The organism is Citrobacter sp. Cf087, from assembly GCF_030334285.1.
GTDB classification, from domain to species: domain Bacteria; phylum Pseudomonadota; class Gammaproteobacteria; order Enterobacterales; family Enterobacteriaceae; genus Citrobacter; species Citrobacter freundii.
Genome location: NZ_JAOWED010000018.1, coordinates 20,675 through 30,498, shown reverse-complemented (window position 1 = coordinate 30,498; position 9,824 = coordinate 20,675). Strand labels below are relative to the sequence as shown.

Sequence of the window (9,824 nt, the reverse complement as noted above, 5' to 3'; positions counted from 1 at the left end):
GCTAACCGATACTAATGAACCGTGAGGCTTAACCTTACAACGCCGAAGATGTTTTGGCGAAGAGACGACATTCAGCTTGATACAGATTAGATTAACCGGCGAAAAGCGGGTTAGTAACAGAATTTGCCTGGCGGCTGTAGCGCGGTGGTCCCACCTGACCCCATGCCGAACTCAGAAGTGAAACGCCGTAGCGCCGATGGTAGTGTGGGGTCTCCCCATGCGAGAGTAGGGAACTGCCAGGCATCAAATTGCAGTAAACCGGGATGAAGAATCCGGGTAGTGACAAAGAAATTCGGTGGAGCGGTAGTTCAGTTGGTTAGAATACCTGCCTGTCACGCAGGGGGTCGCGGGTTCGAGTCCCGTCCGTTCCGCCACTTATTGTTTAAGGATGATTTCATACGTCCTTATAAGTTGAGAAACCGCAAGTCATATAAAGACTTGCGGTTTTTTTTCGTCTTATGTTTTCCTCCGGCATTCCGGGGAAGCAAAAGATAATAAGTGAATCGCCACAGGTTTAACAGACACCTCGGAGTCATTTAAAATGGCTTAAAGGGAGGTGCACATGAGCAGTAAGCGTTATCCTGAAGAGTTTAAAATTGAAGCAATCAAACAGGTTGTTGATCGTGGCTATTCTGTTTCCAGTGTCGCAACACGTCTCGATATCACTACCCACAGTCTTTATGCCTGGATAAAGAAATACGGGCCGGACTCTTCCACCAACAGAGAGCAGTCAGACTGACAGGACAAATCAAACAGTTCTGGCTTTATGGCTATCGCAAGATCCATTTCGACCTGCGAGATAGCGGGCAACAATGTGGGATTAACCGGGTCTGGAGGCTGATGAAGCGTGCCGGGATAAAGGCTCTGGTCGGATATCGAAGCCCACGAGCGCGTAAAGGTGAAGTCAGTATCGTGACACCCAACAGGCTCCAGCGACAGTTCAACCCGGAAGCTCCGGATGAACGTTGGGTAACGGACATAACTTACATCCGAACCCACGAAGGCTGGCTGTATCTGGCCATAGTTGTTGACCTGTGGATGACAAAAGATATTGTTCTGAATGCACTTTTGATGGCCGTGTGGCGACGTAATCCCCAAAAACAGGTGCTGGTTCATTCTGACCAAGGTAGTCAGTACACAAGCCATGAGTGGCAGTCGTTCCTGAAATCACACGGTCTGGAGGGCAGTATGAGCCATCGTGGTAACTGTCACGACAACGCAGTTGCAGAAAGCTTTTTCCAGCTACTGAAGCGTGAACGGATAAAGAAAAAGATCTACGGAACACGAGAAGAAGCACGCAGCGATATTTTTGATTACATCGAAATGTTTTATAACAGTAAGCGTCGGCATGGTTCGAGTGATCAGATGCCACCGACGGAATATGAAAAACAATATTATCAACGGCCCGGAAGTGTCTAGATTATCTGTGACGATTCAAAAACCTAATACAGTATATTATTGTCATCCTGAACCAGTACACCGTAATGGATATCGTACTGTCCGGTAAGTGGTGGTGGAAGTTTAAGCTCCCGCGCCAGAAATTTTGGACCGCGACATATTTCAATCCCCGCAACGATATGCCACATAATAAAATGCGGTGCGGGAACATAATTACCTTCTGTTTTTACAATCAGGTTATCATTGCTCATAATACAGTTGCTGCTCAGATAATAAATCCGGGAAACCATATTTTTGGTATCAATTTTGTTGTCTGAATAATATTATCTTTTGTCACACTGACTTGCCGGCGTATGACAGGATACTGGAAATATACTTATAGTGTGATATATCCGTAAAGGGCAAAATGGTAGAGATGACTAAATTTAACGGTGCTTTTAGTGCGGTTATTGATAATATCAACCGCTTCATTTATTGTAACCCAGACTGGTATTGATGAATTTCTGGTGTTACGAAGGATGGAATATATAATTACATTCTCCATTAACCGGGGGGGATATATCAACAGGTGATGGCTGTAATTTTTAATGACAAGTGACTTTGCTTTATTTCTTAATGTGATTATTACATATTAGTATTTTCAGTGTTTCGCCATTTAGTTTACGAGTGGCGATTGTTTTTGCATTATTTGTGACAGAATTATTAATATTGATTTATTTTGTTACTGTTATTACAATAATGAATAACAGGGTTCTGTAGTTATATTCTTGGTTGCCGTAATAGCTAATGATTTTATTTTTATGTACTTTAAAATTATATTTAAGCAATTATTTATTGTTACTTTTCGGATGCCTGGGCGTTAATCTTTATTCATGTTGCGAATGATTCTTGCGATTATTTATCTGTTCTGTGGATGAATTATTTTTTCTATGCCGTCCGTAAATAGCGGTATAATAAACACCTGCTTTCTGGACTAAATGAAACTGATACGTTAATGAGGATGTTATGCATGAATACCAGACCAGGATTATTATTGTTGCTTTTCATTTCAGGCTCCTTTCTGTTAACCGGGTGTGCAAAAACATCCTCCATTGATGCCCGGAAAACCAAAACAGGTGCATCTCACCAGGAGCAAATCTCTTCCACATCGCAACTCACCGATCAGGACGTTTTTGGTAATGAGCTGACGCTGGAGATCACCGAGGAAGATATTCAGAATGCGGTTGAAGAAGCGAAGGGACAGTTTGACATCCCCCTGAATTCTGCCGTTGTTCTGGTAAAGTCAGGCTCGCGTGCGCCTGATGAGATGATGCAAAAGGAAATGCAGCGCTACTATCAGGTATCCACATTCTCCGGTATTCCGGTGACGAAGAAGAAACGCCCTGTTCAGCCAGTTACATCGGTAAAGGAAACACAGTCTGATCCAACCACAACTGACGATTTTACAACAAACCGGAACAGTGTTATCAATGCCAACTATATGCAGGCGATGAGATATATTGCGGCAAAGGGCAGACAGAAAGCCATTGTGGTTTACTGGGATGAACTGGAAACGGGGAAATATAATTCTGTGACAAAAGAGATGGTCTGGAAAAAATATGCCGGTGAAAAACTGTCAGGATCATCACTGCGCTATTTGATCCGGTTTGCGTTGGTGGATGTCGCTACCGGAGAATGGGCGACATACTCTCCTGCCAATTTCGAGTCAATGGCCGTTCCGTTGATCGTAAAAACGGATGCAAAAGCAAACATGGATGTAAAAACCAGTGAGAAAACAGATGTTACGGAGCAGCAAATTGTCAGTCTGGAACAAAGAACCTGCCAGATGGTGGTCAGCGATCTGGTAAACAGGTACAGTAAATCATAGTGCTACTGTTTAACTTCCGGCCTTGTGCTGATAGTCACGGATAAATATTTGTGATAACCAGCACAATTTTCCGCTATGTCGAAATTCATTCATCATTTGAACGGGTAAATGAAATTAATAATTTTGTTAAAGGCACTGTTAGATATTTTGTTATTAATATTGTTATTAAGATGTAAATAATGCGATCAACCCATGTATCAAAACGTAGAAACCAGTAAAGACATAACCAAAAAACAAATCCATAAATGAGTGCAAAGCAGTCCAGGATGATGGAGTTAATAATTTTTTTAAATCTGTTACTTTTTTTTGAGTTCATCCGCAACCATCTCCATGATTCTCTCAAAAGCAGCCTGACCATCGGTCCTTCTTATGTTGATTGCATCTACAACTGGTTCCATCAGAGACTCCACAAAGAAGTACAGTAAATCTAAGTCTTTAGGTCTTAGCTTATTATAAATTTCAGGGCAATCTTCTTTCAATGCCTGCGCGGTATAAGCAGCCCTTTCAGCCATTCCACCTATTAATAAAATGTTACCTATTATTATACCAGTGAGAGATGTTTTTTTTGCTAAAATAGACCTTGAGTGTACTGATGATGCTGCATTAATAATATTTTTCATAACAATATTGGCAATCCTTCTTGACACGAGAGAATTGGTTGCCATCCGGCCAAGCATAGTCCCTCCGATCCGGCTGAATATTTTGTTTTGTGTGTTTTCAGGTGTGTGTATGAGTAATTCTTCAAATATTAAATGAATTAGATTGCTAATTAAATCTTCATCAGATAAACCTCTTTTTATTAACAATGCAAGCCGGTAATGTTCGTTTTCATTTCTGTATCGGTTCTCCGTGTCCAGGTACGCTCTACCAAGATAAAATAAATCAACTGGAACAGATTTTATACCTTCCAGAAAACCTATAGCGGTATCAGGAGATATCAGTATTCTTATAATTCGACGTACAATGTCATCATATTCGCTTGCGCAATAAATATAATGGCCGGGCATCATGCTATTGCCCATGTTTTGTAGTATTAATGATTCTGTCATTCCCGGCGTGGAGCATGTATCACTGTTTGTCAGTACGGAATCTTCGACTGAATTTATTTCATTTTCATGGTTCCTGAGAGTGGTCATATTTTAACTCTTTCCTTTTTCAAAAGAGACGCATGTCCCAGACACTGAGTGCGCTGGTTCCTGCAACACAATGCTCCTGAGTAAATGTTTCATAAATAAACGAGATGATCTCTTCCGGTTGTCCGCGACTGTCAGTAATTGTATGCGGGACCGTCAAGTGAATACCTGAAATACGAGCTTTGATCAGTTTCATCTTATAATACAGCTCATTGATACCAAATCGGTTTGTACGGTAAAACTCAAAGTCACAGGTCAGAATTTCGTTTTCAGTAATGGCACTGTTCAGTAAAGGAGTCGATTTATCGACAGGTTTCCTGATGGACAGAGCAAGATGATTAACGTTTTGATCACGGGTAACACCGTGATCCAGTGCCAATACCATAATCTGATCTATGTGTGTAATTTGTGCTTTATTACCGATGGAAGCCAATGAAGAGCAGCCTGATGAGATCAGCCCCTGTTTTTCTCCGTTCAATGTTAAATAAACAAGATTTGCCATGTTAATCCCCTTTAATTTTGTACGGTGTTATTTTCCGGTGTTGTGTCAGTAGCCGTCTCTGGCAGTGTATTGTTCTTCAGCAACAGCCAGCGGCTTAATACGCCATCCAGTCGTTCATTAATCTCTTTTTCCAGTGCATCTGTATTTTGTTTCCGGGCGCGAGCATCCTGGTATTGCGTCAACAAATATTCCAGTGGCGTTTCCTGATTCAGCAACCGCTCGGCCTGCCAGGTCACCGTTTTGATATAGGACAGCGTGAAGCCCTTTTGTTCGGTCTCGCGTTGCATCATCAGGTCAGCAAATTCCCGCAGATTCTGGCGCGCCTGCTGCCATCCTTTCATTTGCGGGCTGCTCTGCGCGTGGGTTTTCAGGACGGTGTTCCACTGCGCGGTTGCCTGCTGCTGTTGCAGGCTCTCCGGCCAGCGGCTGTCCGCCGTGCGCGTCATCAGCGTACCGGTCTCCAGCGGCTGTAGTGGAGACGCATCTGAAATCTGTTGCAGCCGTTGCCCGTAGCTGTCCAGGTCCGGGGTGGTCAGCCAGACGGTGGCGGCACCCTGTGCGGTATCCCTGACCTGCGCCAGTTGCTGCTGCATTGGGTATACCTGCCACCACCACAGTACGGCAGTGATAGCCGCCATACAGACAACACCCGCCATAAAGCTCCTGACGCTATAACCGGGTGTGGCTCTGACGGTCGGCTCCGCATCGTTCGTGCTGTCCTGGTGAACTTCCACCCTGATGTCAGGAAGGTCAGGCAGGGGAGGGGTGACTTCCGCCGCTGCCGGAGCGCCTTCCGGGGCATAGACCAGAGTTCGTACCGTTGTCTGCGATTGCTCACCCGCCTGACGTTTTGGCTGTGGTTCAAAGCGTTTGCGTGTGTTCTGCACAAAATAAAGCAAATTTTCCACATGCGGCTTCTGCTTTAGCTCCACCTGCTGGAGCTTGTCGCAGATAAGCTGTAACGCCCGTTCCGTGCGGTACAGTACCGGCAGGTCGGCATCCGAGAAGGACATTTGCTGGCGCAGAATATTGCCGGTACGGGTATTGAACCAGTCCAGCATCCCGGTACGGGCATGATTATCCTGCGGCCAGAATTTATCCCAGTCATGGCTTACCATCGCAGCCAGTAATTCGGCTCCTTCGCAGAACCCGGTCAGCCCCTGTGTGCGGGTACGCGCCAGGGTGTAGTACGTCGCGGTATGTAAATCCACGCCGTTGGCCCTGAAGACGGTCAGCGCCAGCGACTCCACCAGTTTCCAGTTAAGCTCCGGCTGCGACGGATGGCTGGCCTTGTTGATCTCCTCCCGCAGGGCGCTGAACTCCGGCAGGCCGCGCGGGTCGCTGCCGGTAACAATGGTCTGCGTAAGTGCATCGTGACTCATCTCTGCCTCCTCAGTACAACGTATCCGGCAACCGGAACTGGCTGAACAACCCGCCGGTAAACGGGTTGTCTTCGGTATCGGTATGTACCCGGTAGACCATTGCGCCGCCGTCCACATTAAAGCGCACGCAGAAGATGCCGTCCTGTACGCCAGTTAACTGTCCTGCGCCAAACAACCGGAACTGTGCCCACGGCCCGCTGAAGCTGATGCTGCGCGGCGCACTGCCACTGGTACCGATAAGCGTCAGTTTGCTTTCGTTGCCTTCACGCATGCTGTTTGGCCATACCAGATGGGCGGTGTAGCTGCGTCCCTGGCTGTAGTCCACAAGCTGGCCGTCCAGGTTCAGCACGCTGCGCCGTTTATTACCGGAAAGCGACACGGTTTCTACGGCAAACTGTGCGCCCAGGCCATTTTGTCTGCTGAAAAATGCCTCGCGAATTTCCTGCGCGGTATCCAGTTGATCACGAATATCCTCGCGGATAATCACGCTGTTGTCTCCGTCCTCCAGGCTCAGGTCATTCTCCATAAACAGTTTTAGGTTCTGCTGGTAGAACGTATCCAGCACGCCGTCCGGTTTGAAGAAGCGTTCAAACACATCCAGCGACGCATCCTGTGACGCGCGCGGGTTGAACGGATAGTTATTCGCCAGTTGTTCGTTGAACGGTTTCACCACGTTGTCGCGCCAGTCCACTTCCATGTAGTGAACGGCTTCCACCATCACCACATGCCAGGCCTGGTCTGCCAGTTTGCCCACCCAGCGGTTAAGCGTCGCGGGCAGGGTTTTCGCCATCTGCCGGGTGGTAAAAATCGGGTCGCTGCTATTCTGGTCGAGCCGTAACTGCACAGCTTTCAGCGCGGATTTCCCCGGCACCGGCGCGTTCTGTATCGCCAGCAGGTAACGGTGCAGTTCGGTCAGTTGCTGGTAAACCGCCTGCAGGGTGCTTTCTTTATCCTTTGCCACCGTCAGCGCGCTGTTTTCCGGGGCGAACTCATGCCCCAGCCGCGTCAGCAGCCGATAATCCGGCTCGTCCATCGCTTCCCCGAGCGCTTTGTCATCCAGCTTTTCGGAGAGTACGGCAGGTCGGGTGTTGTCGCGCAATGCCGTCAGCGCGCGCTGAAGCGGCTGGTCGCCGCTGATGATTTGCTCCAGCGCGCCGGTCAGTTGTGCAATGGACTCATAGTCGCGCACGTTGAGGTTATCCATTCCGGCGCGCCAGGTGGCGGTGTAGTCGCTGAGATACTGTTCGGTCAACTGGCGCTGGATTTCTGCCCGGTCGGCGTCGCTGTAATGCACGGTGTGGGTGAGGTTCAGTACCCAGGAGTCCAGCGCGGTCAGTTCGACCAGTTCATCGCGCTGCTTGACAAAATAATTTTGCAGGCCGTAGCGGGTGAGGAACTGTGGAACAATGAGTTTATTGTCATCGGCGGAGGTAAACACCTGGTCGAAGGTCGCACCGACCTGGTCGCGCAGATTCAGGTCGGCAGGCAGGACACCCAGCGCCCGCGTTTTCAGGCTCTGGTACACGCGCTGGTAAACCGGTAGTTTGCTGAGTTCATGCTGGGCATCAGTGACGAGTTTGTCATACGGCGTCCAGCGGCTGATAGCATCATTATCGCCCGCCTGACGCTCTGCGTGCCAGTCAATGTGATTCAGCGCGTAGTCCAGATGCGCCATCAGTTGTGCCTGAATATCCCGCTGTCCGTGGAACTTGTTGCTCCAGCGTTTTGCCATATACTGCTTCACGACTTCATTGTTACGTCCGCTTTTGTCCTCCAGCATTCTAATCACGCGCAACACCGCGAGTTTTTCTTCGCTTTCCGGCGGCGCGGCGTTCATCTCCTTAACCAGGCCGTTAAAGAGGGAGGGCAGGTAGCGCTGCGCCAGCAGTTGCAGGTAGGTCTGCTCCACATAGGGGCCGATGTTTCTGCCCTGATACAGACCGAGATCGGCAAAACGGCTGCGATCGCCCCAGTCGCCGTAGGCCAGGGTGGCGTCACGCACCGGGTTTAGTAACGGCAGTTGCAGGTTGCCGTAGTCATCCATACCCTGCGGCGGCGGTACGTCCATAAAAGCTTTGGCCTGTTTCAGTACGGTGACGCCGGACTGCCAGTTGCTGTTGTAATAATGATGCCAGCCTGCAATCAGCAGCAGGGCGGCGATGCCGCCCGTAGCGAAGAAAACTGACAACCTGCGGTGTGATTGCATCAGCCAGATTCGGCTTTCGCTGGCCAGGTTAGGTTCAGCCAGTAAGCTCTGCACAAATAAATTACGGGTGAAATACGGAGCGGTATCTACCAGCGGCCAGGCGGCCATCGGGCTGCTGCCCAGCCGGAACTGGCGGGCGGCAGACTGCATAAAAATGTCATCCATCTGCCCGCGTTGCAGGGAAGAGGTGAGGTACACACCGCGCAGCATGACGTCCATGTTCTCTCCGTCCAGCAGTCCGTCCAACAGGGACGTCAGCGGTTCACGACAGCCCTGCATCTGGCGGACAAAACTGAACAGGGAACTACGGGACCCGGGGGTTAGCATTAGCGCCGGCAGGGCATTATTGAGCTGTTCTCCCCAGGTCTGCCAGAAAGCATTCAGTTCTGTACGCCAGTCGTCATTTTCATGGGCGCGGCGGGTGAAGGTTACACCGAGGATGGCATCACGATCGCGCCTGTCCAGTGACCGGAACAGGGCAGCAAAACCGTGCAGTAAATCCAGCCGGGTCAGCACTACATAAACCGGTAGCTGGCAGTGAAGATGCTGGCGGATATCCTGTAACCGGCTGCGCAGGATTTGTACTAAGTGTTCGCGGCGGCGCTTGTCGGCGGTCAGCAGATCAGGCAGATCCAGTGTCAGGATCAGGCCATTGAGCGGCTGGCGGGCGCGTTTTTGTACCAGCCAGCCTAGCCAGTGCTCCCAAAGGCGGCGGTGCAGCACGTCCGCATCCGGCTGTTCGCAGAGGATGCCGTCCGCATCGAATATAACGGCCTGTTTACCGACGTGCGGCGTGATATACAGGCGCCGTTCCACTCCCCGCACCGCTTCCGGGGTATAAATAATGTCGGACGGGAATCCTTCACACAGCAGCGCGGTTTTTCCGCTCCCGGCAGGGCCGATAACCATATACCATGGCAACTGCCACAGGTAACAGCGGCTGTCGAGATGGCGTTGCAGGCGCAGCAGCCAGCGGTCGAGGTAGCGCTGCTGGGCGTTCAGTTCGATACTGAGTGGATCAAGCGTCTCTTCGCGCTGCTGTTTCTGCTGCCGCTCAAGCTGTTGTAAACGTTTCATCACCCTGACGGTGAGCCAGGCCAGGGCAATCAGCCCCCAGGCAGCGGTTGCCAGCCAGCGGTTCGCCAGCGGTTTCAGCCAGTACTCGTCGTAGATCGTCCACGCCGGGCCTTTCCACCAGATCCACACCAGCAGAAAAATCCACGCCAGCACCAGCAGCCAGAGGGCGGAAACCTTAAACCGGGGCATCGCCGGTCTGAGGGCGGATCGCAGCCCGCTGAAAAGTCGGGGTGTCGGTAATCTCACAAAAGCTCCTGTT

Annotated in this window: 5 protein-coding genes, 1 tRNA gene, 1 rRNA gene and 1 pseudogene; 4 read left to right on the top strand and 4 right to left on the bottom strand. The window is 49.8% G+C overall.

Features of this window, described 5'->3' with window-relative positions; translation table 11 throughout:
* Positions 1–126: 126 nt before the first annotated feature.
* The 4 genes and pseudogenes from rrf (at position 127) to OGV57_RS00875 (ending at position 3,265) form a co-directional block, all read left to right on the top strand.
* Positions 127–242 (top strand): 5S ribosomal RNA (rrf, locus tag OGV57_RS00890).
* 55 nt (positions 243–297) lie between these two features.
* Positions 298–374: transfer RNA gene (locus OGV57_RS00885), tRNA-Asp, on the top strand.
* A gap of 188 nt (positions 375–562) precedes the next feature.
* Positions 563–1,419, top strand: a pseudogene (locus tag OGV57_RS00880) (IS3 family transposase).
* A 988-nt stretch (positions 1,420–2,407) separates the two neighbouring features.
* Positions 2,408–3,265 (top strand): lipoprotein YafT, encoded by an 858-nt coding sequence (locus OGV57_RS00875; RefSeq protein WP_286530668.1) that lies wholly within the window; start codon positions 2,408–2,410, stop codon positions 3,263–3,265.
* A 296-nt stretch (positions 3,266–3,561) separates the two neighbouring features.
* Here OGV57_RS00875 and OGV57_RS00870 read toward each other — a convergent pair whose 3' ends face one another.
* Genes OGV57_RS00870 through tssM form a run of 4 tightly spaced genes read right to left on the bottom strand, consistent with a single transcriptional unit; the run spans position 3,562 to position 9,754 of the window.
* Entirely contained in the window at positions 3,562–4,401 is an 840-nt protein-coding gene (locus tag OGV57_RS00870; protein ID WP_054528070.1) for an Ssp6 family T6SS pore-forming effector, read from the bottom strand.
* A 19-nt stretch (positions 4,402–4,420) separates the two neighbouring features.
* A complete protein-coding gene (locus tag OGV57_RS00865; RefSeq protein ID WP_054528071.1) occupies positions 4,421–4,900 on the bottom strand; it encodes an Hcp family type VI secretion system effector in 480 nt (159 codons plus the stop codon).
* Positions 4,901–4,911: 11 nt separating this feature from the next.
* Positions 4,912–6,282, bottom strand: a complete 1,371-nt coding sequence (locus OGV57_RS00860) for a VasL domain-containing protein (RefSeq protein ID WP_054528072.1) — start codon at positions 6,280–6,282, stop codon at positions 4,912–4,914.
* A gap of 10 nt (positions 6,283–6,292) precedes the next feature.
* Positions 6,293–9,754 carry a type VI secretion system membrane subunit TssM gene (gene tssM / locus OGV57_RS00855; protein WP_054528073.1) on the bottom strand — a complete coding sequence of 1,154 codons (3,462 nt, stop codon included), beginning with the start codon at positions 9,752–9,754 and terminating at the stop codon, positions 6,293–6,295.
* Between the last annotated feature and the right edge of the window lie 70 nt (positions 9,755–9,824).

What these genes read in the sequence shown, in the direction of transcription:
- OGV57_RS00875 (WP_286530668.1), top strand. Translation starts at nt 2,408, where the DNA reads ATGAATACCAGACCAGGATTATTATTGTTGCTTTTCATTTCAGGCTCC.
- OGV57_RS00870 (WP_054528070.1), bottom strand. Translation starts at nt 4,401, where the DNA reads ATGACCACTCTCAGGAACCATGAAAATGAAATAAATTCAGTCGAAGAT.
- OGV57_RS00865 (WP_054528071.1), bottom strand. Translation starts at nt 4,900, where the DNA reads ATGGCAAATCTTGTTTATTTAACATTGAACGGAGAAAAACAGGGGCTG.
- OGV57_RS00860 (WP_054528072.1), bottom strand. Translation starts at nt 6,282, where the DNA reads ATGAGTCACGATGCACTTACGCAGACCATTGTTACCGGCAGCGACCCG.
- tssM (WP_054528073.1), bottom strand. Translation starts at nt 9,754, where the DNA reads ATGCCCCGGTTTAAGGTTTCCGCCCTCTGGCTGCTGGTGCTGGCGTGG.